This is a genomic window from Nocardia sputorum, assembly GCF_027924405.1.
Lineage (GTDB): Bacteria > Actinomycetota > Actinomycetes > Mycobacteriales > Mycobacteriaceae > Nocardia > Nocardia sputorum.
This window is the reverse complement of record NZ_AP026978.1, coordinates 352,283-375,632: the sequence shown is the minus strand read 5'-3', so window position 1 is coordinate 375,632 and position 23,350 is coordinate 352,283. Positions and strand designations below refer to the sequence as shown.

Here is a 23,350-nt window from a genome sequence, read left to right as displayed (position 1 = left end):
AGGTTACCGGCCCTTCCCGCGAAACGCGGTCGGCAGCGACCGGGTGTAACGCCGGAGACGTGCGATGTCTTCCCGCGACCGCGCGCACGCCTCAGCCGTGCGCGAGCGCGCGTTCGGCGAGCGTGCCGATGACCGGCGCCAGCGTCGTGGCGTAACCGATCGTGAGGTGATTGTCGTCGCGGTAGACCAAGGCGTTCCCGACTATCACCGGACAGCGGGCCGCCGTGCAGAACAGCGCGGTCAGGTCGGCGTACTGCCCGCCTCCCGCGGTGGCAGCCGCGCGCTCGGCCGCGATGCCCGCGTCGTCGACCGCGACCGTCCGGGCGGGCGCGCAGGCCGACGCGTCGTCGAGATGCTCGGCCACGCACGCAGGCACGGTGGCATGCGGATCGGGTATCCCGCCGAGCACCAGCACCGCCGCGCCCATCGCGCGCAGCTCGGCGGCCAGGCGGCGCACGGCGTCGATCCATGCCGGGTCGTAGGAGACGAAGCCGAAGTCGCCGCCGTAGCGCCGGGACATGCTCACCACGACCAGCCGGGGACGATCCTGCCGCAGCCGGGTCATGATCTGCCCGCGCCACTGCTCGCATTCGGTGTACTCGCGGCCCAGATAGGGGCTGGTGATGGGCAGATCGAGCAGTGGGCAGGTGACCTTCGCCATCGTCTCCAACCGCCAATGGCGCGATGCGGCGATCTCCTCGAACGCCGGTTGCCACATCGCCGCGTGCGAATCACCGACCAAGGCGACGGTGGTCGCCGAACCGGTGTCACCGGAGGCGCACTCGCCCTGGCCCACGTCGTGCCAGGAACGGAAACAACCGTTGTCGAACACCTCGGCCCGGTCGCCGCGCGCGTTCGACAGCGCGGGCGTGAGGTTCGACGGGACCGCACGGACCTCTGCCGACGCCGCGACCGCCGCTTGGGTCTGCGCCGTCAACTGCTCGATCGCCGCATCGTAGGGATCGGTGGGAGTGGCCGGCGCGACCGGTGTCGTCAGCGTGAGGCTCTGCGCCGCCGTGCCGCGCCCGACCGGCGCAGGCACGAGCACCAGCAGCCCGAGCCCAACACCGACGGCCAGCGCGGTGCTCACACCACCGCAGGCGAGGCTGAGCCCGCCCGAACCGCGCAGACGGGCGGCGAAGCGAACCGGATTCTCGATCACCCGCTGGGTGAGCGCGGCCAGCCCACCGGCCATGGCGACCGCGCCCAGCGCACCGACCAGCCCGAGGGGCCGGCCGAGCGCATGCGGGGCCAGCACCAGCACCGGCCAGTGCCACAGATACCAGGAGTAGGACAGCCTGCCGACGGCCTGCATCTGGGACACCGCGAGGACGCGACCGACGCCGGACCGCGCCGCGGCACAGCCACTCCCGATGACCAGGACCGCGCCGAGCACGGGCAGCAGCGCCGCGATGCCCGGATACGGGGTCTTCTCGTCGAGCCGAACGCAGGCCATGACGATCAACCCGGCTCCCGTCCACCCCACGCAGGTGGACACCGATTTCGGCAGCCGGGACCAGAAGACGGCCGACAGCGCCACCACGCCGCCCGCCGCCAGCTCCCAGGCCCGCGCGGGCAGTGCGAAGAACGCCCACGGCGGCATGGTGCGGGTCCAGGTCAGCGCGATCGCGAAGGAGAGCGCGGCGACCACAGCGAGGACGATCAGGTACGGCAGCGCGGTGGCCGAACCGCTGCGGCGCCGTCGCACGAGCCGAGCCGTCACGAGCACCAGCGCCGGCCAGATCAGGTAGAACTGCTCCTCCACACCGAGGGACCAGAAGTGCTGGAACGGCGACGGTGGCGCGTCCGCGGCGAGGTAGTCGGTGCCCTGCCAGGCGAACCGGTAGTTCCCGGCGTACAGCGCGCTCGCGATCCCGTCGCCGAGCGCTTGGCGGGCCTGCAGCGGCGACAGCAGCACGGCCGCGCCGATCGCCGTGGCGACGAGCACGACACCCGCGGCGGGCAGCAGCCTGCGCGCCCGCGCGCCGTAGAAACGGACGAGCCCGACAGTGCCACCGGCCGCCGCTTCTCGATACAGCATTCCCGTGATCAGAAAACCGGAAATCACGAAAAATACGTCCACCCCGACAAATCCACCACCGATCCCCGGCACACCGGCATGGAAAAACACCACGGCCAGCACCGCGACCGCCCGCATTCCCTCGATATCCCGCCGAAATGCCGCCCCCGGCGACACTCCTTCCATCGGCTCCGCCCGCCGATTTCCCAACCCGCTGACCGTGGCCGCCATGCGCAGCATTGTCATCGGTCCGGCCGGGCAAGTCCCGCCGACTCGCCGCCCGGCACGCGCCTCCGCCTGCGTCTTCGGCCCTCTCCATCGCTGTCGCAGCGGCACCGGCACAGCGCCGGCAGGTATGCTCCTGGCTTCGAGGGCCAGACCGAAAGAGGGGGCGTCATGGGCGATTTCGACCTTGATCCGGAACAAACTCGCGAACTCGCTCGTATAGTCCGTGGCCATGCCGATGCGACCGCGCAGTTGGTACCCCTGGCCCAAGGGCTGCGCGCGGAGCCGACGCTCCCGAAGTCGGACATCGCGGCGACGATCGACTCTTTGAGTGGAGCGTTGGAGAAGGTGATCGACTACCACACGCGTCAGTTGCGCGGTTTCGCCGACAGCGCGGACGCTGCGGTCGATGCCTTCCTGGCGCAGGACGCCGAATTCGCGTCCAGGCTGAAGCAGGCGGGACAGAAGTGAGCGGAGGAAACTATGTCGACGCGCTCACTGTTCCATTGGTCCTGTCCTGGGATCCACGTGCCGCGATCACGATCGCGGACAAGTTCAAAGAGGCAGCCTCCCAGCTCGACGACCATACCCACAAAGCCGCAGTGTCGATAGACATGTCATATACGTACTATCGAGGAAAATCAGGTGAGTCGGCGCGCGACCGGGGACATCAGGATCGTGAGCGTGCCCGCCGCACAAAAGAAGTGCTCGTCGGAATCCAACAGGAAATCTACAAGCACATCGCGTCGATCATCGACTACATCGATGTCATTCGCGAAAAGAAGACCGAGGCGGAGGAGTCGGAATTCGATCTGTTCGTCAGAGACGACGGCGGGGTCGACTCCCGGATGTCGAGTGGGGAAGTCCTCTTGAAATTCGGCCCTTCCGGTCTCGTCGAGAAAGAGGGCTACGAGGCGTATCTCACCGCCCAGATCAGGGCTGCGCTCACGGCTGTACAGCAGGCGGACAAGGAAGGCGCCGATCAGGTGCGACGCTGGCTGGAAGAGCTGTCAGACGAAGTCAAACGCGGCGCCACCGCGATGCCGGAAGATCCCGAACTGGCCCAGATTCTCAACAAATACCAGACCGCACCGTCGAAGTCGGGTGCCAGTCTATGGCCCTCCGGCCTGCTGCTGACCGAAATCCGCCTGCTCTACCCCGACTTCCAGCCGACACTCATGACACCGGAAGAGGCGGCACTCGTCTCGACGCTTCTCACGAAACCCACCGGCGTGGCGGACGTCGCCGAATTTTTCGAACTCAAGTCACAGGCCGAGAATGCGGCGAAAGCCGCATACCCCGATATTCCCTCGGCTTGGGCAGACGATCATGGCGATGCTTATAGGCACATGTACTGGAACGCCTTGATGACCCAGAAATACGGCGAAGAATGGACCGCATCGTTCGCCACAGCCCACGAGGGAACGGGCGCGAACACCCCAGCGCGTGAAGCCATGGATCTCTACAACAACGAGCAAGGCCGCAAAATCGCGGTCGATCATCCCGACGCTTCACCCGAGGAACTGCAACGCCTGGTCCGCCGACGAATCGATGCGGGGCAGGCGATCGTGATCGACAACCGGCAGCAGATCGAGTGGAGTAATCGCGTTCCGATCGGCGACACCGTCTCGCCGAACCCGTCGGACATTCCTCTTCCAGGAGCGAATTGATGAATGCCTTACGTACGGCCTCGTTGACCACTCTCGGGGTCGTCGTCGCGACCATGACAGCGTGTTCTTCATCGCAGACCGGACACGACAACGGTATCGGCGCCACCTGCACCGGCTCGTTCGACATGTTGTCCACGGCCGAGCCGTTGGGCGCGAGGAGCGGCCTCGACCGTGCGGTTTCCGAAGCCCTCGGCAGGCCCGAGGAGGTGAGCGTAGCGGATCTGACGCACGCGGCAGGCTGGTCGGCTACCTGGGATCGGGTCGTGGTCGCCAAAGCAGGCATCACCCGGGAGCGCATGAATCAAGCCAGCGGCCTCCAGGATTACTGCTGGCCGAACCTCCCGACCGCAGTCGGCAGCGACGGGCCTGCGCAAGTGTTCTACGTCTTCTTCGACGGCGGCAGGCCACTGCAATCGATCCGCACGGACACGAGCAAGGAGTACTTCCACCGATACCGCAGTGGCGACGTGTTGCGCCCCGACACCCGCCTGGAGCCGGTGCCACCGCGATCACCTGGAAGCACCGGGTACTTCCAACCGGCGTAAAGCCAACCCGTTCGCTCACGTCCAGCGGGTGGCGAGTGGACCGCGACAAAGGGGATGGGGGTGGGCGACGATCGGGTCATGATCGAGATGGCGGCGGTGGTCGGGGTGGCGGTGGCGGCGTTGGGGATGGTGCTCACGCCCGGGCCGAACATGATGTACCTGGTATCGCGGACGGTGTCGCAGGGGCGGCGGGCCGGCCTGGTGTCGCTGGCCGGGGTGGCGGCGGGGTTCGGGGTTTATCTGACGGCGGCGACGGCGGGTATCACGGCGGTGTTCGCGGTGGTTCCGGGCCTGTATCTGGCAGTGAAGCTGGCGGGAGCCGCGTATCTGGGGTGGCTGGCCTGGCAGGCGGTGCGGCCGGGCGGCGTCTCGGTGTTCACGCCCACGACGCTGTCCGCGGATCCCGCCCGGCGGCTGTTCACCATGGGACTGGTCACCAACCTGCTGAACCCGAAGATCGCGATCATGTACATGGCGCTGATCCCGCAGTTCGTCACGCCGGAGCACGGGAAGGTGTGGTTGCAGAGCCTGTGCCTGGGCGCGGTGCAGATCGCGGTGGCGCTCACCGTGAACGGCCTGATCGTCCTGGGTGCGGGCGGTCTGGCGAGTTTCCTCACCGGCCGCCCCCTGTGGCTGCGCACCCAGCGCTACGTCACCGGCACCATGCTCGGCGCCGTCGCCGCGCTCCTCGCCACCGACCGCGCCCGGCCGATACCGGCCTGACGCCGGACCGCTCAGCTCGGGCCGGAAGTCAGGCGATAGTGCAGTTCGGCGAACTGACCGGCCCGCTCGACGCCGACGAGCCGCATCCGGGTGGACAGGATGCGGCGCGGCAGCAGCGGAGCGCCCGCGCCCAGCGTCACCGGGACGACGCTCACCATGATGTCGTCGAGCAGTCCCGCGTCGGCGAATTGCCCGGCCAGATCGCCGCCACCGACGATCCAGATATTGCGCGCACCGGCCGCCTCGGCCATCTCTCGGTGCACCGCCTCCACCGCACCGGAGACGAACCGGAGATTCGCGCCGGGTATGGCGGGCAGCTCCCGGTGGGTGAACACCCAGCAGGGGAGATCGCCGTAGTTCTTGTGCCAGCTTTCGGGCGGCTCGTTGGCCGCCATCCACGCATAGGTGGTCGCGCCCATGCACATGGCGCCGACCTGCGCGAGGAAGCCCGCGATGCCCGCCTGCGCTTCCTCCGCTCCGTCCACCTCGAAAAGCCAGGTGAGCGAGTTCTCCGTGTCGGCGAGGTATCCGTCGAGACTGGTCGCCGTGTAGTACTGGGTTGCCATGGCACGCACGATGCCAGCGAAACCTGACAGATCACGGCAAGGTTCCGCGATCAGCCGAGACGCAACCGCCGCACCCCTTCCTCCAGCGTCTCGTCCCGCTTGCAGAAGGTGAAACGCACCAAATGACTCCACGCGGCGGTGTCGTCGGCGAACGCGATGACCGGCACCGCCGCCACACCGAGCCGCTCGGGCAGTGCACGGCAGAACGCCAGGCCGTCGCCCGCGCCGAGCGGAGTGATATCGGCGACGACGAAGTAGCCGCCCGCGCTCCGGTACACCCGCATCCCGGTGTCGGCGAGCGCGGCGGAGAGCCGGAGACGCTTCTCCGACAAGCTTTCCCGCAGCTTGGCGACCCAGCCCAGCTCATGAGCTATCGCGTGTGCCACTGCGGGCTGGAACGGCCCACCCGCTACGAAGGTCAGGAACTGCTTGGCCGCGAGCACCCCCTCGATCAGCTCGGCGGGCCCGCATGCCCACCCGGTCTTCCACCCGGTGACACTGAAGGTCTTCGCCGCGCTCGACACCACGACCGTCCGCTCGGCCATGCCCGGCATGGTGGCCAAACTGACATGTTCGGCGCCGTCGTAGACCAAGTGCTCGTACACCTCGTCGGTGAGCACCAGCAGGTCGTGTTCGCAGGCGATGTCGGCGATCGCCTGCAAGTCCGCGCGCCCGAGCACCGTGCCGGTCGGATTGTGCGGCGAGTTGACGATGAGCATCCGGGTCGCCGGGGTTATCGCGGCGCGCAGGCTGTCCAGGTCGAGGACGAACCGATCCCCGTCGGCCACCAGGCGTGCGGTGCGCCGCCGAGCTCCGGCCAGCGCGACGGCCGCGGCGTACGAGTCGTAATACGGCTCGATCAGCACCACCTCTTCGCCGGGTTCGACCAAGCCGAGCACCGCCGCGCTGATCGCCTCGGTCGCGCCCACCGTCACCAGCACTTGCGAATCGGGGTCGTAGTCGGTCCCGTAGCGCCGTGCCCGGTCGTCCGCCACGGCTCGGCGCAGCACCGGCATGCCGCGCCCCGGCGGGTACTGGTTGAGCCCGTCGGCGATGGCGCGACGCGCTGCTTCCAGCATGCTCGCGGGCCCGTCGGTGTCCGGAAACCCCTGGCCCAGGTTGACCGCGTCGTGCCGGACGGCGAGCTCGGTCATCTCGGCGAAGATGGTGGACGCGAAGGGACGCAGGCGGGCAACGGTCTGGTGTCGCGAGGGCATAACCGGAGAGTAGCCCCCCGTCCGCCCGAGCCGTTCGGTGAGCGTGCGGGTGGTCACCGCCGGACTCAACCCAGCCGGATGCCGCCCAGCTTGGCTGGGTTCGCCACATCGTACGTGCCCCAGACCAACCCGTCCCGCACGGTGAAGCCGACCACCCGCGCGGGATAACCGCTGCGGCCCTCGTCCGCCGGACGCGCCGCGACTTTCAGACCCAATTGCCCGTTCACCGAGACGAATTCGTACACCGGCGACGCCTCCGCCAGCCCGTACTTGCGCACCAGGCCCAGGTAGAAGCGGGCAATGCGATCCGCACCGTGCAGGACGTTGATCGCGGTGGCGGTGGTGCCGTTGGCATCGCCGATCATCACCGCGTCCGGGTGCAGCGCCGCGGCGACGGCGGCCACGTCACCGGAACTCAGCGCGACGAGGAAGCGCTGCACGGCGGCCTCGTGCTCGGCATCGGGCACCGGTTGCGGCGCCTGCGTCACCGCCTTGCGAGCGCGCACCGCCAGCTGCCGCGCGGCATCGGCGGAAATGCCGAGGATGTCGGCGATCTCGTCGAACGGCACCGACAACCCGTCGTGCAGCACGAAAGCCACACGCTGCGGCGGCGTCAGGGTGTCCAGCACGACCAGCGCCGCGAACCTGCACTCCTGCTTGCGCACCACGGCTTCCAACGGATCTGGCGTGCTCGACGGAGTGCGTGCGGTGACCACCGGTTCCGGCAGCCACTGGCCCACGTAACTCTCTCGCCGCGCCGCCGCACTCCGCAGACGGTCCAGGCAGATCCGGCTTACCACGGTGGTCAGCCAAGCCCGCAGATCGTCGATCTCGGACTGGTGCGCGCCCGCCAAGCGCAACCAGCTTTCCTGAACCGCGTCCTCGGCATCGCCGACGCTGCCCGTCAGCCGATAGGCGACCGAGAGCAGATGCGCCCGATGTGACTCGAACAGGTCGGAAAGCAGCGCGGCAACCATCGAGGGGAAGTCTACGGTCCGGTCGATAGCCGCCCCGCGCCGCATCGGCGGCAGGCAATTCCGGATGATCCGCCGGACCGTTCCGTGACAGCATGGCGCGATGAAGCACCACGCGCTGTCGAACGGAACGATCTGGCTGTCGGCTCCGACGGCGGCCGATGTCGACGCGATCACCGAGTGCTGTCAGGACCCGGCCATCGCGGAGTGGGTGACCATCCCGGTGCCGTACGTCCGCGACAGCGCCGTGACCTTCATCGACGAGATGGTCGTGGGTTGGGCGGCGCGCAGCCCCACCTGGGCGCTCCGGCTGCGCGCCGACGGACCGGTGGTCGGCATGATCGGTCTGAGCGAACGTGACGAGAGCGCGGCCGAGATCGGTTTCTGGCTCGTCCCGGCGCAGCGGTCGCGCGGCCTGATGACGCAGGCGGTCGATCTGGTGTGCGAATTCGGGTTCCGCGCCGACGGCTTGGCCCTGGAGCGGATCGCCTGGCGCGCGTTCGTGGGCAACTACGCGTCGGCCGCGGTCGCGCGGCGCACCGGGTTCCACTACGAGGGCCTGTCCCGGCTCGGCAGCGTTCAGCGCGGTCGACGCCGCGATCACTGGCTCGCCGCCCGCCTGCGCACCGACCCGCCCGGTCCGGCGGACGACTGGCCCGTCGAATTCCGCCATGGCCGGGCGTCGAGCGCCCAGGCGTCCGGCGAAGCTCGCGCACGATGACGACCGACCCACGATTCGCGTGGATCGTGCGAACCATGGCGGTGCGGCCCGCCGACCGGGTGCTGGAAATCGGTCCCGGTGCCAGCGCTTCGATCGCCTACCTCGCCGAGCAGGCGGTCGACGGCATGGTCGTCGGCGTAGAGCGCTCCGCTACGGCCGTCTCCCGCGCAGGCAGACGACATGCCGCGCACCTGGAGTCGGGCCGGGTCCGGTTGGTGCACGCCGACCTCGCGGACCTGGACCCGGATCAGCTGCTGCGCGCGACCGGGGCCGGCGCGGCGGGTTTCGACAAAATACTGGCGGTCAATGTCAACCTGTTCTGGACCAAGCGCCCCACCGCGGAACTCGCGCTGATCCGGCGACTGCTGGCGCCGGGCGCGACGCTGGGCCTGTTCTACGGATACGGCACACCGGACGCCGCGGATCCGGCCGGTCCGAAGCCGCCGCTCGCCCGGCTGACCAAACACCTGACCGAGGCAGGCTTCGCTGTCCGGACCGTCTCCTCCGGCGACTTACTGGGTGTGCTCGGCTGCTGATGATTCGCGCCGCCGCCCAACCGCGTCGGCCAGGTGGTCCAGTTGCGCGGCGGTGGTCTCCCAGTCCAGGCACGCGTCGGTGATCGACTGCCCGTAGGTGAGTTCGTCGGCGTGGCCGAGGGTGAGATCCTGGCGTCCGGCGACCAAGAAGCTCTCCAGCATGACGCCGACGACACCTGGCTCGCCCGCCGCCAGCCGCCGCGCGATGTCGGTGACCACGTCGACCTGCTTGTTGTGGTCCTTGTTGCTGTTGCCGTGGCTGGCGTCCACCACGATTCGCTGCGGCAGCGAGGCCTTCTCCAGCCGCAGGCACGCCTCGGCGACCGACGCCGCGTCGTAGTTCGGCCCGGTGCTGCCGCCGCGCAGGATCACGTGGCAGTCCGGATTGCCGGTGGTGCGGATGAGCGCGGAGCGACCGTCGAGGTCGGTGCCGGGGAACACGTGACTGGCCGCCGCGGCGCGCACGCCGTCCACGGCCACCTGGACGTCGCCGTCGGTGCCGTTCTTGATGCCGACCGGCATCGACAGCGCGCTGCTGAGCTGGCGGTGCACCTGACTGGCCGCGGTGCGCGCCCCGATCGCGCCGTAGGACACCAGATCCGCGATGTACTGGGGAGTGATCGGATCCAGGAACTCACAGGCCACCGGAAGACCGAGGGCGGTGATGTCGACCAGCAGTTTGCGGCCGAAGCCCAACCCGGTGTTGACGTCGAACGAGCCGTCCAGGTGCGGGTCGTTGATCAGGCCCTTCCAGCCCAGGCTGGTGCGCGGCTTCTCGAAGTAGACCCGCATCACCACGTGCAGCCGGTCGCCGAGTTCGGCGGCCTTCGCCGCGAGACGGCGCGCGTAGTCCAGCGCCGCGGCGGGGTCGTGCACGGAGCACGGACCGACGATCACCATCAGGCGATCATCCGCGCCGTTCAGCACGTCGACGGTGGCTTTGCGTCCCGCACGGACGGTGTCGGCGAGCGCGTCGGTGATCGGATGCACGCGACGCACCTCCGCCGGTGAGCGCAGCGGGCTCACGTTGAGGGTGCGTTGATCATCCAGATCGGAATGCCGCGCGTCGACGTCGGCTGCGGTTGTCATGTCGTGGGTTCCTATTCTCGAGGCCGACCCACGGATGCGAATCCCGTCGAGCCGGTCCATCGTCCGGCTCGGGGTGGAAGTTTCGTCAGCGCACGTGGTAGCCGCAGACCAGCCCACCCTGGGCCGGCTTGCTAAACCAGAAATACACGTGCTGCACGTCAGGGACAGTACCAGCCTGCAACCGATCGGTGAACTGTGTCATCGGCCACGGTATCGGCACGGCGTGTTGGCCGAAGTGGTCGACCGCCCGTGTCCGGTACGCCACCGACAGCCGCCGAGCGCGTACCGGCGGTCTTCGCCGCCGTCGGCATGCATATCGAGCCGCGAACGAAAGTCTCGTGGCGGTCGTGCGCCCGGAAACAGTTGATCGGCCAGTGCGGTTGCGCGCGAGCGCCGTTCGCGGTCGAGCCGGAAGGGCCGCGAACGGCGCGGCCCGTGCCCGAGCCGGCTCACCCCCACTGACCGGGCACGTAATCACCGGCGGGCGTACGGGCGATGACGTTCATCCGGTTCCAGGCGTTGATCATCGCGATGGCGGCGATCAGGGCGGCGATCTGGTCGTCGTCGTAGTGCTTGCGGACCTCCTGCCACACCGTGTCGCTGACCGCGCGGCCGTCGCCGATCCGGGTGGCCTCCTCGGTGAGCGCCAGTGCGGCGCGCTCGGCCTCGGTGAAGACGGTGGCCTCGTGCCAGGCGGCGATCAGGTTGAGCCGCACGGAGGTCTCACCAGCGTGCGCGGCGTCCTTGGTGTGCATATCGGTGCAGTAGCCGCAGCCGTTGATCTGGCTGGCGCGAATCTTCACCAGTTCGTAGGTCGCGGCGTCCAGCGTGGAGTCGTTGATCACCTTGGATGCCATCGTGAGCCGCTTGATGAAGCTGCCGCCGACCGGGTTGGCGAAGAGGTTGAAGCGCTGTTCCATGATTTCCGTCCTTTGCCGTTCCTTGTGGTTCATCAAGAGGACGACGCGGAAAGACGGAGTGTGACACCGGGTTATGAGACGTGGGTCACAGCTTTTCAGTTCGTGAAGTCGTAGGTGACTCCGGTCAGTTTCTCGGACAGCTGCCACAGGTCGGCGGCGACCTTCTCGTCCCGGGACGCCCTCGACGAGCCGGACGGCCCCGGATATCCGCGCATGCCCGCGAGTCCGGTGGGCCCGTAGTAGGCGCCCGGCTGGACGTCGGCGGTCGCGGCGTACAACGTCGGCAGCGCGCCCATCGCGGCGTTCTGCGCGAACACCCGGTTGCCTACCCACATCACCCGGTCGAGGAACGACTCGGTGTGCGACTGCAACTCGGTGGAGGCGTAGCCGGGATGCGCTGCGACCGAGATCTTCGCGGATCCCGCCGCGGTCAACCTGCGCTGCAGCTCGCGAGCGAACATCAGGTTGGCCAGCTTGGCCTGCCCGTAGGCGGCCCAGCGCTGATACTTGCGCCGCTCCCAGTTCAAGTCGTCCAGGTCGATCTTGCCGATCTGGTGCGCACCGCTGGATACGGTGACGATCCGGTGGGAAATCTTGCCCAGCAGCAGCCCGGTGAGCGCGAAATGGCCGAGATGGTTTGTGCCGATCTGCTTTTCGAATCCGTCGGCGGTGCGCCCTTCGGGCAGAGCCATCACGCCCGCGTTGTTGATCAGTACATCGGCCCCGTCGACGCCCTCGGCGAACGCGCGCACCGAAGCGAGATCGGCCAGATCCAGTTCGCGTACCTGCGCCCGGTCGCCGAGCCCGGCGGCCACCCGCTCCCCTTTGGCGACGTTCCGGCAGGCGAGCACCACCTCACCCCCCGCGGCGGCGAGCGCGCGCACCGTTTCGGCCCCCAGGCCGCTATTGGCCCCTGTCACGATGAACTTCCGACCGCTCTGATCGGGGATGTTCGAGGTGTCCCACCTGGTCATGACGAAAAGTCTAGTGCTCGGCGGCCCGGCGCGGCAGCTTCGGACACGCCGCGGTCTACTCCGGGCGAGGGCATTCCAAGTAGGGTTGCCTAACCTATATAAGGGAACCCTTTGCTCGAACTGTGAGGCTGACCGTGACTTCCACTCCGACCGAGTCCGCGCATCGCGACGGCTACGTACCTTTTCCCGCGGACAAGGCCGCGGAGTATCGAGCGGCCGGCTACTGGGCCGGACGCCCGCTGGGAGACCTTCTGCGCTCGACCGCACAGCGGCATCGCGAGCGCCCCGCACTGGTCGACGCGACGGGCACGCGCAGCTACGCCGACATCGATGCCGCCGCCGACCGGATGGCCCACGGACTGCTCGCGCTCGGCATCGCGCCCGGCGACCGCGTGGTGGTCCAGCTGCCGAACGTGCCCGAGTTCCTGACCGTGCTGTTCGGCCTGCTGCGCGCCGGGATCATTCCCGTGTTGAGCCTGCCCGCGCATCGACGGGCCGAAATCGAGCATCTGGCACGGCTTTCCGACGCGGTCGGTTACATCGTCGCCGACCGGACGGGCGAGTTCGACTACCGGGAACTGGCCTCGACCGTGCGGGACGCGGTGCCGTCGCTGCGCCATGTCCTCGTCCTCGGCGATCCCGGTCCGTTCACCGACCTCGCCTCGATCCCGCGCGACGGCGGCGAGCTGCCCGAGATCGATCCGGGCGAAATCGCCCTGATGCTGGTCTCCGGCGGCACCACCGGCCTGCCGAAGCTGATCGCGCGCACGCACGACGACTACGCCTACAACGCCACCGCCAGCGCGGCGGTGTGCGAATTGACCGAGCGGGACGTGTATCTGGCGACGCTGCCCGCCGCGCACAACTTCCCGCTGGCCTGCCCCGGGATCCTCGGCACCGTCGCGGTCGGCGGTGCGGTGGCCTTCGTCGGCGACCCGAGCCCGGAGAACGCGTTCGCCGCGATCGAGCGGCACCGGGTCACGGTCACGGCCGTCGTGCCGCCGCTGGCCCAGCTCTGGTGCGCGGCCACCGAATGGGAAGCGGCCGATTTGAGTTCGCTGCGGCTGCTGCAGGTGGGCGGCGCGCGACTGGCGGAGGTCAACGCGAAGGAAGTGACCCCGGCGCTGGGCGCGACCTTGCAGCAGGTGTTCGGCATGGCCGAGGGTCTGCTCAACTACACCCGGCTCGACGATCCGGCCGAATTGCTGCACACCAGTCAGGGCCGTCCGCTCTCCCCCGCCGACGAGATCCGCGTGGTGGACGGCGACGGCAACGAGGTGGCCCCCGGCGCGGAGGGCGAGCTGCTGACCCGGGGTCCGTACACGATTCGCGGCTACTACCGAGCGCCCGAGCACAACGCGCGCGCGTTCACCCCGGACGGCTTCTATCGCAGCGGTGATCTGGTCCGCCGCCTGCCCAGCGGGCATCTGGTGGTGTCCGGCCGGATCAAAGATGTGATCAACCGCGGCGGCGAGAACGTCTCCTGCGACGAGCTCGAGGAACATCTGCTCGCCCATCCCGCCGTCCGGCATGCCGCCGCCGTCGGGCTGCCCGACGCGGCCCTGGGCGAGAAGGTCTGCGCCGTGCTGGTCGTCGACGGCGAGATGCCGACGCTGGCCGAGATCAAGACCTTCCTCGCCGCACGCGGATTGGCCACCTACAAATTGCCGGACGTGCTGCGCCGCAGCGACGAACTGCCGGTCACCGCGGTCGGCAAGATCGACAAGAAGGCGCTGCTGCGCGCCGACCTGTAAGTGCGGCTGGAAGACCGACGGGCAGCGCACCGATCGCGCGCTGCCCGTACGCCTTCCGTTACGCCTTGACGACGTAGGGCGCGATGCTGCCCAGCTTCTCGCAGGTCTCCTCGAACTCGCGCTCCGGCCGGGACTGGCCCACGATGCCCGCACCCGCGCGCAGCCAGGCTCCCTCGGCGTTCTGGTACACCGCGCGCAACACCAGGGTCGCCTCCAGCGCGCCGGTCGGCGAAACGGTCACCACCGCACCGGAGTACAACCCGCGCGGGTCGTGATCGAGGCGGAACACCGAGTCGACGCCTTCGCGCTTCGGAATCCCGGAGGCGGTCACCGACGGGAACAGCACCTCCAGCGCGTCCCAGCTGGACCGGCCCGCCGCCAGCCGGCCGCGCACCGTGGAGGCCAGATGCTGCACGCTGCCCCGCTCGCGCACGGCCATGAAATCCGACACCGCGGGCGTGCCGGGGTCGGCGACGGCCGCGATCTCCGCGAACGAGGTCTGCACCGAGATGGCGTGTTCCACGATCTCTTTCGGGTCGGTGATCAGGTCGGCCCTGGCGGCCGAGTCGGCCGCGGCGCCGCGGCCGAACGCGCGCGTGCCCGCCAGCGGCTCGGTGGTCACCACTCGGTCGTCGTCCACGGACGCGACCAGTTCGGGGCTGAAGCCCGCCGCCTCCAGACCGCCGAGCCGCAGCAGGAACGACCGCGCCGGAGTGTTGTGCGCGCGTCCGAGCCGATAGGTGGCCGGAATGTCCACGGCGAACGGCAGATCGACCTTCCTCGACAGGATGACCTTCTGGTATCGCCCGGCCCGGATCTCGCCGACCGCCTCGGCCACCCGGTCGCGGTAGCCGGTGGGGTCGATGCGGATGTCGGCCGGATGCGCTCGCGGCAGTTCGGTGTTCTGCGACTGCGCGATCAGGTCGTGGATGTCTCCGGTCTCCGTCGGCGTCGCGCCCGATATCCGCACGCCGAATTCGCCCATCCGCACTTCGATCCGGGGAACCATCAGGTGCGCAAGCGTGGTGCGCGGGTCCAGGTGCTCGGTGGCGTCCAGCGCCCAGGCGCAGAACTCGAATCCGATCCAGCCGTAGGCGTTCCGCCCGTCGAGGGGCAACCTGCCGAGCGCGCGGTCGATCACTCCCGCGGGATTGCCTTCCCACGGGCTGGTGGTGGTCTGCCCTTCCCAGGCGATGCGCAGTTCGCGGACGTCCAGTTCGACACTGCCGATCGGATCGGCGGCGAACACCCACTCCCCGGGGCGCTCGTACATCACGTACTCGCCGAACCGATCCGCCCCCGCCAGCCGGGACATCGCTGCCGCCGGATCGGTCACATACTCAACCCGCAGGCGTTCCGTGGTCGACAACGATCCTCCAAAGGTTACCCTGGCCTAACTAATGCAGGTAAGGTTAGCATTACCTGCATCACCGTGCGGGTGTGCTCGCGGCCACAGCGGCAAGCACTTTCGCCAACCCACTTCGCGAGGACAGGCCATTCGCGTCCGCAACGAACTCGCCGCGCCGACTGCCTGCGCGGAATAGACCCTCCGGGATTGAATAGTGGGATGATCGATCACCGCGGCGATTCACCCGCGACAGCCCGGCCCGGGACCGCACCACGATCGGTGGTGGCCCTGATCGACGCCGCCTCGGGGGTGGAACGCGAACTCGTCGGCAAGTGGCTTGCCGACGGCGGGATCAGCGCGGAGTTCGGCACCGACGCGCCGGTCACGCAGCTGGACCTGGACGCGGGCGCCGTCGCCGCCCGGCTGGTCGGCAGGCGCGACGATCCGCTGGTGGTGCCGATCCGCGTGCTGTGGCTGCCGCCCGAACGCGACGGCGTGCGCCGCGTCACCTTCGCCGATCTGGCTCTGCTCACCAACCCGCGCAAGCCGAATCGGCTGGCGCAGCGCAGACTGCTGGCCAAGTCACCGGACCGGTACGTCGTGCTGACCGGTGCGCCGGCTTGTCTCAGCGAGTTGCGAGCGAACAACCCGGAAGCTTCGGCCCTGTTCGACAAGGGCACCGCCGAGCCGTTCGCCCGCGCGGTCGTGCGCGCGGCGGTGGTGGCGCTCGAACGCGCCGAGCGCACCATCATCGGCGACCGGTACAAGGTGCCCAAGCTGGTCGCGGAGGAGATCCTCGACTCCCCCGACTTCCTGCGCAGGCTGGAACTCATCGCCGACCAGATCGGGGCGAGCCCGCACGAGGTGTACCGCCGCGCGGAGAAAGCGCTCAACGAGCTCGTGGCCGCGCAGAGCAGGCTGATCTCCGACCTGTTCACCCAAGCCATGCGCCCGGTGCACGCCTCGACCTGGAAGGTGGACTCCGACGATTCCGGCCTGGCCGGGTTGCGCGATCTCAACCGACGCTTCCCGCTGGTATTCCTGCCCTCGCACCGCTCCTACGTCGACGCGTTCGTGCTCGGAGACGTGCTGGCCCGCAACGACTTCCCGCCGAACCACGTGATCGGCGGCGCGAACCTCAGCTTCTGGCCGATGGGCCCGGTCGCCCGGCGCACCGGAACTGTGTTCATCCGGCGCAGTTTCGGCGACGACGAGGTCTACAAGGCCGTCGTCGAGGAGTACTTCGCCTATCTGCTGGCCAAGCGCTTCAACCTGGAGTGGTACTTCGAGGGCGGCCGCACCCGCACCGGCAAACTGCGGCCGCCGCGCTACGGCTTGCTGAACTACCTTTCCGCGGCGGTCCGTTCCAACCGCATCGATGACGTCATGCTGGTGCCGGTCTCGATCACCTACGAGCGGCTCAACGAACTCGGCGCCATCGCCACCGAGCAGGAGGGCGGCAAGAAGAAACCGGAGGGCCTGACCTGGCTGGCGCGCTACATCCGTAGCCAGCAGCATTCCGCCGGGCACGTGTACGTCCGTTTCGGCGAGCCGCTGTCGGCCCGCGACCGGCTCTCCGCACACGGCGATCCGCTCACGGCCCCGCCGCTGACCATCCCGCTACACCACACCGAGCCGATTCCGCCGCCGCGCACCGAAGCCGGGGTCGTCGACAACGAACCACCCGAGATCGCGGAACTGGAGCGAAGGGCCGTGCAGCGGTTGGCATTCGAAGTCGCGGTCGGTATCAACGCGGTCACCCCGGTGACGGTCAACGCGTTGGTCACCCTGGCGCTGCTGGGGGTGGACGGGCGCGCCCTGACCCTCGGCGAGGTGCGCACGGTGCTCAACCCCGTCCTCGGTTACATCGACAAGCGCGAACTGCCGCGCGGCGAACTCGAGGCCCTCCGCGACGAACAGGGCCTGGCCGTGGTGCTGGAACAGCTTTCGCTGACGAAGGTGGTCACGGTGTATCGCGGCGGGATCGAGCCGGTGTACTCGATCGAGTCGGGCGCGCACCTGGAGGCCGCCTTCTACCGCAACAGTGCCGTGCACTGGTTCGTCAATCGCGCCATCCTCGAGCTGTCCATCCTGGCCGCGGTCGACAGCGACGACGCCGATGCCCTGCGAACCGGCTGGGACGAGGCATTCCGGCTGCGCGATCTGCTGAAGTTCGAGTTCTTCTTCCCGGATCGCGGCGAGTTCGCCGATCAGATGGTCGCGGAGATGCTGCTGGTGGATCCGGACTGGTACAGCCATTCCCGCCGGGACACCGACGGCTCGGACATCCTGGCGAAGCTCACCGCCTCCGGCTTCACCATGGCCCACCGCGTGCTGCGCTCGTTCGTCGACGCGCAGCTGGTGGTGGCCGAGCGGCTGGCCGATCGCGACGCGAGCGACGAGATCGACCGTAAGGGGCTCATCACCGAATGCGTGGCGGTCGGCAAACAGATGATGCTGCAGCAACGGCTGCACAGCCCCGAGTCGGTTTCCACCGAGTTGTTCACCAGCGCCCTGAAGCTCGCCGACAACTACGGCCTGCTGGAGACGGTGTCCGAGGACGATCCGGAGTCGGCTCGGAAGGAATTGATCGCACGACGAAGGGAATTCGCCGAACGCCTGCGCGTGATCGGCGCCCGCATCGCGCAGGCCGCCGCACTGGACCCGTCCAATCGGGAGGCGCGGTGAACGATCGCCCGGAAAACATCGCGGTACTCAGGAGGATCGATGACCGACGCGCGCGCTGACCTCGACGCCGCGCTCGCCGCCATCCGCTCCGGGCCGCAGGGCCCCGCGGTCGCCGCGGTCTTCGACTTCGGCGGCGCGGTCGTCGACGGTCCCGGCTCCCGGCGCCGGCCCCGCCGCAAGCCCGCCGACGTGCTACTCGGCGGACTCCACAACCACATGACCGACGGCGAATACAGCCGGTTCCTCCGCGAGCTGTCCGCGACGCTGGCCGGTCGCTCCGAACAGGAATTGGACGAGCTGGGCAGGCGCCAGTTCAAGCGCACCGGGTACGGATACCTGTATCCCGAAGCGTGGGAGCTGATCCGCACCCACCGAGCGGCCGGGCACACGATCGTGCTGGCCACCTCGCTGACCAGATTCCACGTCGCGCCCGCCGCGGCGCAGCTGGGCATCGAACACCTGCTGTACACGCCCATGGCCACCACCGACGGTGTGCTCACCGGGTATCCCGACGGCAGAACTCTGTGGCGCAACGGCAAAGCCGAGGCGGTCACGGAGTTCGCCGCCGCGCACGGGGTGGATCTCGGACGCAGCTACGCCTACGCAGGCGCGATCGCCGACGCGCCCATGCTGTCGCTGGTGGGGCATCCGGTGGCGGTGAACCCCGACGACGAGCTGGCCGACACCGCCGACCGGCGGCAGTGGGCCCGGCTGACGTTCCGGCCGCGCCGCTCGCCGCGCGCAGGCGATTACGCCCGCACCGCCGCGGGCTTCGCCGGATTGCTCGGGGGCGCGCTGTTCGGCGTCGCGTCGAAAGCGCCCACGAAGGACCGGCAGCAAATGGCCGACGCGTTGATGGCGCACGCCGCGCGCAACACACTGCGCATCGCGGGCGTGCACGTGCGCGTCACCGGCGCGGAGCACGCGAAATCGCCGCGGCCCGCGGTTTTCCTGTTCAACCACCAGAGCCAGTTCGACATCATCATCGTGCCCGAGGTGCTCGGCGGCGGCGTCACCGCGATCGGCAAGAAGGAGCTGACCAAGAATCCGGTCTTCGGCCCGCTCATGCGCTTCGTCGGAGTGACGTTCATCGACCGCGCGGACACCGCGCAGGCGAAGGCGGCGTTGCTGCCGGTGGTCGAGACCCTGCGCGGCGGATTGTCGGTCGCGGTGGCTCCCGAAGGGACCCGCTCCTACACCCCCGAGATCGGACCGTTCAAGAAAGGCGCGTTCCACATCGCGATACAGGCCGGGGTGCCCGTCATCCCGGTCGTGATCCGGAACGCGGGCGAGATCTGCTGGCGCAACGCGATGGTCGCCCGGCCCGGAACGGTCGACGTGGCGATCCTCGACCCGATCGACGTCAGCGCATGGGATCCGGGTGACCTGGACGACAACGTGGCGCGGGTGCGCCAGCTGTTCGTCGATACGCTCCTGGATTGGCCGCGCTGACCGGCCGATCGCACGTCGGCAGCGCCGCCGATTCGGTGGGGTCGACCTGCGGCAGTGGTTTGTCCGGCCTGGCGACGGCTCACCCACGCGTCGTCGCCGCTTCCACCGCACCGCCGGTCATCGGCATGACGCCGCGCGCGCTGCTGTCCGACCGGTGAGCAGGGTGCAGCGGGCGGCCCAGGTGTAAGTCGCCGTGACGGCGGCGGCGCCCTCCGCTGGCCGCGGTGCTCGTTTCGGTCGCGGGGCACAACCGGCGTCGTCAGCCGCTGGGCGCCGGGCCCCGTTCCCGTGGCTCGTGGGGCGCGCTCAGACCGCCCGGCCGAACAGCAGCTTCCACGGCATGAGCGCCGATTCGAGCTGCACTTTGAGGCTCATCTTGGACGCCCCGAGCGTCCGCTCCTCGAACCGGATCGGCACCTCGGCGATCGCGATCCCCTTCTTGATGGTGCGGTAATTCATCTCGACCTGGAAGGAGTAGCCGTTGCTGCGGATCGAGGCCACGTCGATGGCGCGCAGGGTGTCGGCCTTCCATGCCTTGAAGCCCGCGGTGGCGTCCTTGACCCCCAGGCGCAGGATCAGGTTCACATAGAAGTTGGCCCAGGCCGACAACGCCTTGCGGTACCACTTCCACTCGGCGGCCGTCGAGCCGCCGGGCACGTAGCGGGACCCGAGCACCACGCCCGCGTCGGTGGTGGTGAGCTTCTCCAGCATGGCCGGGATGACTTCGGCGGGATGCGACAGGTCGGCATCCATCTGGATGACCACGTCCGCGCCCTCGTCCAGAGCGCGCGTGATACCAGCCACGTAAGCGCGGCCCAACCCGTCCTTCTCGGTCCGGTGCAGCACACCGACCACGTTCGGCAGTTCGGCGGCGAGCTTGTCGGCCACTTCGCCGGTGCCGTCCGGCGAGCTGTCGTCCACCACGAGTACGTGCAGGTCGGGCACCGGCAGCGCGGTCAGCCGCTCCACCGCAACCGGCAGATTCTCCCGCTCGTTGTAGGTCGGCACAACAACGGTAACCCTCAAGGGTCGCCCTCCCTGCTGATCCTGGTTTCCGCTCGCAGCCCACGCCAGGACCTCCGAGCATTCGTCGAGTTCTGGAGAACCGTACTCGATACACCTGATCGCGGGCTGAGCGGCCGCACCCGGTGTGACCCCGCCCGAGCCTCCGACCTGCGGCTCAAGATCAACTTCACCGGCCCGGGGAAGGATTGCCCGGGCCGAGTTCGGGCGGGCTCAGTCCCCGTCCCGCCAAGCCCGGTCGCGCGCGTCTTCCCGCGCGTTGCGCGCGTGTGCGATCTCGAGGGCCCGCTCCGCCGTCGCCTTGTCCGGGTACGGGCCCATCCGGTCGCGGAACCAGCACTGCCGTCCTTGCTCGGCCCGATTGTGCTTCAAGCAGTAATACCAGCGCTCAGCCATACCTCCAGCATCCCACCGAACACCGCCCCGCAAACCGCGTTTCCCGTTCGCCCACCATTGCCGGACTTACGGCGGCCGCAATTCACCACCAGAGGCTGCGGTAATGGACGAGCGCGTCACACAGGAGAGCCACACCGAAGATCGCGAAAAGCACGCGCACCGAGATCGGCCCGTAAGTAGTGATAATGCGAACAACTTTTCGATACATCCGCCGCGCCCCGGTCGTTCGCCGCATCGCCAGGCCGAGTATCACCAACGGCGGCAGCAATGCGAGCGCGCAATACGCGATGATGATCAGCGGCCACAACGTCGGCAGTGGATTCCGGGCGGAGATCATCGCGAGTCCGGCGAGATACGGCACCGCGGTCGGCGCCTGGGCGATGCCGATCGCCACGCCGATGCCCGCCAATACCCACGGTCGGCGGCGCAATGCGGTCGCCCGCTCCGGGGCCGTCGTTCCGGTCATCCGAATGCATGCGAGAGCGAGCAACACCACGCCCGCCGAAAGCTCGCCCCAGTACCGCACCGCCGGTGTGATCTGGAAGTCGAACAGATCGGTCAGGAATCCGATTCCCAGCACGGTGCAGATCCCGAACGCGGTGGTGACCGCGAAGACGCCCGCCAGCAGGCTCAGACCGCCCACCAGCGGCGACCGGCGGCTCAGCCTGCTGTCGTACACGACGGCCGTGGTGACGCCGATGAGCAGCAGGTCGAGCGAGTCGAGAAAGGCGAACGCCGCGAGCGCGAGAAGAAGGGTCGGCATGGCCGCGCCAGCCTACCCGCACCCCACCGACCACCACCCGAGCCCGAACTCGGATGCGCCACTGTGTGATTCACCACACGTAGACGCTCGGCCGACTCCAGAGAACACCCGCCGTGGAAGGCGAAGGGGCTGTTCCACGCCCCGCGGGCAGCTGAGGGAGGGAATCAGGACGGCGATTCCCGCCGCAAGCGAAGAACCGACCCTATGGCCCCGACCGACGGCCCCGGGAGACCGACCCGCCGGGAACCCGGGCCACCAATTCGAACGACAGCGACCGAGCGGGCACTCACTCGACCAACGCCCCTACGAATGAAGGCCACCCTGAATAAACCACACCGAACCACACCCGCCGACTACTGAAGGACCCCCAGCAGCCCTCGACTCTGGCATCAAGCGGGCCGACTCAGCCCGAACGAGAGGCGACATGGACCCAGGAGCGCGAAGAAACGATACGAACCGATGACCGGGAGCAGAGAAAACCCGGACCACACCGCGAATCCAATCCGGACGATCCCCCCGAACGCAACCACCACCGAGGGGGTCCGGGGCGAAGCCCTCCGGGCGGGGCGTGGGGGTTGCACCCCACAAGAAATGACGAAACGAGCCCGGTTCACGCTCTCCGTGAACAGGGCTCGCCTACGAGTGGAGTGGCCAGGGCCGGGATCGAACCGGCGACCTTCCGCTTTTCAGGCGGACGCTCGTACCAACTGAGCTACCTGGCCGCAGGCACCCGAAGTGAATGCCATACGCGAAACGCCGGATATCTCCGGCGCTTTCTTGCGACCCTGACGGGACTCGAACCCGCGACCTCCGCCGTGACAGGGCGGCGCGCTAACCAACTGCGCCACAGGGCCATGCTCTGCTACCAACGATCCGTAGACCGTACCCCCTACGGGATTCGAACCCGCGCTACCGCCTTGAAAGGGCGGCGTCCTAGGCCGCTAGACGAAGGGGGCTCGTCCCGGATTTCTCCGGACCGGCTTTCAACGGCTGTCCGTTGGGAGCTGGGATAGCTTATGACAGACCGGACTCGAATCCCAAACCGGCTGGTCAGAGGCTCAAACCGAGCTCCTCCAAGCGGGCTTGCGCCCGCCAGCCGTCGCTGCGGAACTTCTCCAGCCATTCCATGGTGGCCATGGCCTCGATCACGACCTCGAGCGCCTCCTCGAATCGCGCCCGCAGGTCCACCTGTCCGCCGAGCAGGGCCACCATGTACCGCTGGCCGGCCAGCGCGGCGGCGAGCGTGCGGGTGAACCGGTCGGGATCGGCATCCGCGCGCAGCTGCCCGTGGTCGATGGCGCGGACGGTGAGCACCCTGGTGGTGCGACCCAGGATGCGGCCGCCACCGGCCTGCACGTCACGGTAGAAGTCGGGTTCGATGATCAGGCGGTACTCGGCCTGCACGATGATGTCGTGCTCCAACCGCAGCGCGATCTCATCGACCACCCCGTGCAGGACGTCCAGCGGACTGAGATCCGTTCGGGCCAGCCAGCGCTCGGCGGACGCGCGGTAGCGTTCCACCGCGGTCTCCAGCACCGCGCGTGCCAGATCTTCCTTCGAATCGAAATGGAAGTACATCGCGCCCTTGGTGGCGCGCGACCCTTCCAATATGCGGTTGAGCGATGCAGCGGCATAGCCGCTCTTCCCGAACTCAACGGCGGCGGACCTGATAATCGCCGCCCGTGTCCGGCGCGCCCGCTCTTGCTGCCGTGCCATGCTCGAAACGCCTCCGAAGCCTACTCGCCG

22 protein-coding genes and 3 tRNA genes are annotated in these 23,350 nt (G+C 68.6%); 10 read left to right on the top strand and 15 right to left on the bottom strand.

Annotation, left to right across the window (positions count from 1 at the left end; all coding sequences use genetic code 11):
* Nucleotides 1-91: 91 nt before the first annotated feature.
* Nucleotides 92-2,206: an acyltransferase family protein gene (locus tag QMG86_RS01855; RefSeq protein ID WP_281880729.1), complete on the bottom strand. Its 2,115-nt coding sequence runs from the start codon at nucleotides 2,204-2,206 to the stop codon at nucleotides 92-94.
* Nucleotides 2,207-2,416: 210 nt separating this feature from the next.
* Here QMG86_RS01855 and QMG86_RS01850 point away from each other — a divergent pair, with 210 nt between their 5' ends.
* From QMG86_RS01850 to QMG86_RS01835, 4 genes are all read left to right on the top strand, one after another.
* Nucleotides 2,417-2,716, top strand: a complete 300-nt coding sequence (locus tag QMG86_RS01850) for a hypothetical protein (RefSeq protein WP_281877288.1) — start codon at nucleotides 2,417-2,419, stop codon at nucleotides 2,714-2,716.
* Nucleotides 2,713-3,915, top strand: a complete 1,203-nt coding sequence (locus QMG86_RS01845; protein ID WP_281877286.1) for a DUF6973 domain-containing protein — start codon at nucleotides 2,713-2,715, stop codon at nucleotides 3,913-3,915. The genes QMG86_RS01850 and QMG86_RS01845 overlap by 4 nt, the downstream gene beginning before the upstream one ends.
* Nucleotides 3,915-4,460 (top strand): hypothetical protein, encoded by a 546-nt coding sequence (locus QMG86_RS01840; RefSeq protein ID WP_281877285.1) that lies wholly within the window; start codon nucleotides 3,915-3,917, stop codon nucleotides 4,458-4,460. The genes QMG86_RS01845 and QMG86_RS01840 overlap by 1 nt, the downstream gene beginning before the upstream one ends.
* Before the next feature lie 78 nt (nucleotides 4,461-4,538).
* Nucleotides 4,539-5,183: a LysE family translocator gene (locus tag QMG86_RS01835; RefSeq protein WP_281877284.1), complete on the top strand. Its 645-nt coding sequence runs from the start codon at nucleotides 4,539-4,541 to the stop codon at nucleotides 5,181-5,183.
* A gap of 11 nt (nucleotides 5,184-5,194) precedes the next feature.
* On the opposite strand, the gene QMG86_RS01830 is transcribed toward QMG86_RS01835, so the two are convergent.
* The 3 genes from QMG86_RS01830 to QMG86_RS01820 all read right to left on the bottom strand — a co-directional run bounded on the left by QMG86_RS01830 (nucleotide 5,195) and on the right by QMG86_RS01820 (nucleotide 7,943).
* On the bottom strand, nucleotides 5,195-5,749 hold the full coding sequence (locus tag QMG86_RS01830; protein ID WP_281877282.1) for a dihydrofolate reductase family protein: 555 nt from the start codon (nucleotides 5,747-5,749) through the stop codon (nucleotides 5,195-5,197).
* 50 nt (nucleotides 5,750-5,799) lie between these two features.
* Nucleotides 5,800-6,966, bottom strand: coding sequence for a pyridoxal phosphate-dependent aminotransferase (locus QMG86_RS01825; RefSeq protein WP_281877281.1), 1,167 nt, complete (start codon nucleotides 6,964-6,966; stop codon nucleotides 5,800-5,802).
* A 65-nt stretch (nucleotides 6,967-7,031) separates the two neighbouring features.
* Nucleotides 7,032-7,943, bottom strand: coding sequence for a sigma-70 family RNA polymerase sigma factor (locus QMG86_RS01820; RefSeq protein ID WP_281877280.1), 912 nt, complete (start codon nucleotides 7,941-7,943; stop codon nucleotides 7,032-7,034).
* Nucleotides 7,944-8,043: 100 nt separating this feature from the next.
* Between QMG86_RS01820 and QMG86_RS01815 the strand changes: the two genes are divergently transcribed.
* Nucleotides 8,044-8,661: a GNAT family N-acetyltransferase gene (locus tag QMG86_RS01815; protein WP_281877279.1), complete on the top strand. Its 618-nt coding sequence runs from the start codon at nucleotides 8,044-8,046 to the stop codon at nucleotides 8,659-8,661.
* On the top strand, nucleotides 8,658-9,197 hold the full coding sequence (locus QMG86_RS01810; RefSeq protein ID WP_281877278.1) for an SAM-dependent methyltransferase: 540 nt from the start codon (nucleotides 8,658-8,660) through the stop codon (nucleotides 9,195-9,197). The genes QMG86_RS01815 and QMG86_RS01810 overlap by 4 nt, the downstream gene beginning before the upstream one ends.
* Here QMG86_RS01810 and QMG86_RS01805 read toward each other — a convergent pair.
* The 3 genes from QMG86_RS01805 to QMG86_RS01795 all read right to left on the bottom strand — a co-directional run bounded on the left by QMG86_RS01805 (nucleotide 9,174) and on the right by QMG86_RS01795 (nucleotide 12,180).
* Nucleotides 9,174-10,286: a 3-deoxy-7-phosphoheptulonate synthase gene (locus tag QMG86_RS01805; protein WP_281877277.1), complete on the bottom strand. Its 1,113-nt coding sequence runs from the start codon at nucleotides 10,284-10,286 to the stop codon at nucleotides 9,174-9,176. The genes QMG86_RS01810 and QMG86_RS01805 overlap by 24 nt on opposite strands.
* Nucleotides 10,287-10,735: 449 nt before the next feature.
* Nucleotides 10,736-11,206 (bottom strand): carboxymuconolactone decarboxylase family protein, encoded by a 471-nt coding sequence (locus QMG86_RS01800; RefSeq protein ID WP_281877276.1) that lies wholly within the window; start codon nucleotides 11,204-11,206, stop codon nucleotides 10,736-10,738.
* Nucleotides 11,207-11,301: 95 nt separating this feature from the next.
* On the bottom strand, nucleotides 11,302-12,180 hold the full coding sequence (locus QMG86_RS01795; RefSeq protein ID WP_281877274.1) for an oxidoreductase: 879 nt from the start codon (nucleotides 12,178-12,180) through the stop codon (nucleotides 11,302-11,304).
* 134 nt (nucleotides 12,181-12,314) lie between these two features.
* Here QMG86_RS01795 and QMG86_RS01790 point away from each other — a divergent pair, with 134 nt between their 5' ends.
* Entirely contained in the window at nucleotides 12,315-13,934 is a 1,620-nt protein-coding gene (locus QMG86_RS01790; protein ID WP_281877273.1) for a (2,3-dihydroxybenzoyl)adenylate synthase, read from the top strand.
* Between the two features lie 58 nt (nucleotides 13,935-13,992).
* Here the strand turns inward: QMG86_RS01790 and nbtS are convergent, their stop codons facing one another.
* Nucleotides 13,993-15,303: a nocobactin biosynthesis salicylate synthase NbtS gene (gene nbtS / locus QMG86_RS01785; RefSeq protein WP_281877272.1), complete on the bottom strand. Its 1,311-nt coding sequence runs from the start codon at nucleotides 15,301-15,303 to the stop codon at nucleotides 13,993-13,995.
* Between the two features lie 198 nt (nucleotides 15,304-15,501).
* Between nbtS and QMG86_RS01780 the strand changes: the two genes are divergently transcribed.
* The 3 genes from QMG86_RS01780 to QMG86_RS01770 are packed head-to-tail and all read left to right on the top strand — an operon-like array spanning nucleotide 15,502 to nucleotide 19,580.
* On the top strand, nucleotides 15,502-17,970 hold the full coding sequence (locus QMG86_RS01780) for a glycerol-3-phosphate 1-O-acyltransferase (RefSeq protein ID WP_281877271.1): 2,469 nt from the start codon (nucleotides 15,502-15,504) through the stop codon (nucleotides 17,968-17,970).
* Between the two features lie 39 nt (nucleotides 17,971-18,009).
* The gene (locus QMG86_RS01775) at nucleotides 18,010-19,422 is read left to right on the top strand and encodes a 1-acylglycerol-3-phosphate O-acyltransferase (RefSeq protein WP_281877270.1); all 1,413 of its coding nucleotides are present in this window, start codon (nucleotides 18,010-18,012) and stop codon (nucleotides 19,420-19,422) included.
* Nucleotides 19,410-19,580, top strand: coding sequence for a hypothetical protein (locus QMG86_RS01770; protein ID WP_281877269.1), 171 nt, complete (start codon nucleotides 19,410-19,412; stop codon nucleotides 19,578-19,580). Before QMG86_RS01775 ends, QMG86_RS01770 begins: the two co-directional genes overlap by 13 nt.
* A 148-nt stretch (nucleotides 19,581-19,728) precedes the next feature.
* On the opposite strand, the gene QMG86_RS01765 is transcribed toward QMG86_RS01770, so the two are convergent.
* The 7 genes from QMG86_RS01765 to QMG86_RS01735 all read right to left on the bottom strand — a co-directional run bounded on the left by QMG86_RS01765 (nucleotide 19,729) and on the right by QMG86_RS01735 (nucleotide 23,320).
* Nucleotides 19,729-20,430 (bottom strand): polyprenol monophosphomannose synthase, encoded by a 702-nt coding sequence (locus QMG86_RS01765; RefSeq protein WP_281880727.1) that lies wholly within the window; start codon nucleotides 20,428-20,430, stop codon nucleotides 19,729-19,731.
* A 228-nt stretch (nucleotides 20,431-20,658) separates the two neighbouring features.
* The gene (locus QMG86_RS01760; RefSeq protein WP_195085694.1) at nucleotides 20,659-20,841 is read right to left on the bottom strand and encodes a hypothetical protein; all 183 of its coding nucleotides are present in this window, start codon (nucleotides 20,839-20,841) and stop codon (nucleotides 20,659-20,661) included.
* 82 nt (nucleotides 20,842-20,923) lie between these two features.
* Nucleotides 20,924-21,604, bottom strand: coding sequence for a GAP family protein (locus tag QMG86_RS01755; protein ID WP_281877268.1), 681 nt, complete (start codon nucleotides 21,602-21,604; stop codon nucleotides 20,924-20,926).
* 648 nt (nucleotides 21,605-22,252) lie between these two features.
* Nucleotides 22,253-22,326, bottom strand: a tRNA-Phe gene (locus tag QMG86_RS01750).
* 58 nt (nucleotides 22,327-22,384) lie between these two features.
* Nucleotides 22,385-22,458, bottom strand: a tRNA-Asp gene (locus tag QMG86_RS01745).
* A 29-nt stretch (nucleotides 22,459-22,487) separates the two neighbouring features.
* Nucleotides 22,488-22,560, bottom strand: a tRNA-Glu gene (locus tag QMG86_RS01740).
* Nucleotides 22,561-22,654: 94 nt separating this feature from the next.
* Nucleotides 22,655-23,320 (bottom strand): TetR/AcrR family transcriptional regulator, encoded by a 666-nt coding sequence (locus QMG86_RS01735; protein ID WP_159843254.1) that lies wholly within the window; start codon nucleotides 23,318-23,320, stop codon nucleotides 22,655-22,657.
* Nucleotides 23,321-23,350 lie beyond the last annotated feature (30 nt).